Annotated in this window: 1 protein-coding gene; it reads left to right on the top strand. The window is 40.1% G+C overall.

Annotated features, from left to right (window positions below):
- Positions 1-76: 76 nt before the first annotated feature.
- On the top strand, positions 77-599 hold a 523-nt coding region (locus tag Q4575_RS19700), incomplete at its 3' end, for a transposase (RefSeq protein ID WP_303523939.1).

Genomic DNA, 599 nt, shown 5'->3' with positions numbered 1-599 from the left:
TACTTATTGAACCTTCTCCCCGAAGTTTAGCTTTTAGCTAAACTTCAAGGCGACCAAACCAAAAGGAGAAAGCTCAATGAAATTTTATACTAAATTACACAATTTTTACTGCGGAATCGACCTACATGCTCGAATTCTTTATGTCTGCATATTAAATAACAAAGGCGAAAAGGTTCTTCACCAGAAGATTGGCGCTGATAAACGAGCGTTATTAAATTTGCTGCAACCCTATATAGGTGACGTGGTCGTTGCCGTTGAGTGTATGCATTGCTGGTATTGGGTCAGTGATTTATGCGCTGAGCACAACATTGATTTTGTCCTGGGTCATGCTTTATATATGAAGGCTATCCACGGTGGTAAAGCCAAAAACGATAAAATCGACTCATATAAAATTGCTAGTTTGTTAAGAGGCGGTAACTTTCCTCTTGCCTATGATTATCCAAGAGAGATGAGAGCGACTCGCGATTTACTGCGCCGACGAACTAAGTTGGTTCAGCATGGAGCCCAACTTAAAGCTCATGTTGTAAACACGAATAGCCAATACAACTACCCTGCTCTTGAGTTAAACATGAAGAATAAATGTGTCAGGGATGAGTTTA

Origin of the sequence: Psychrosphaera sp. 1_MG-2023 (assembly GCF_030548245.1) — a bacterium.
GTDB classification, from domain to species: Bacteria; Pseudomonadota; Gammaproteobacteria; order Enterobacterales; family Alteromonadaceae; genus Psychrosphaera; species Psychrosphaera algicola.
Note: the sequence above shows the minus strand (reverse complement) of the source record. Positions and strands in the feature narration are given on the sequence as shown.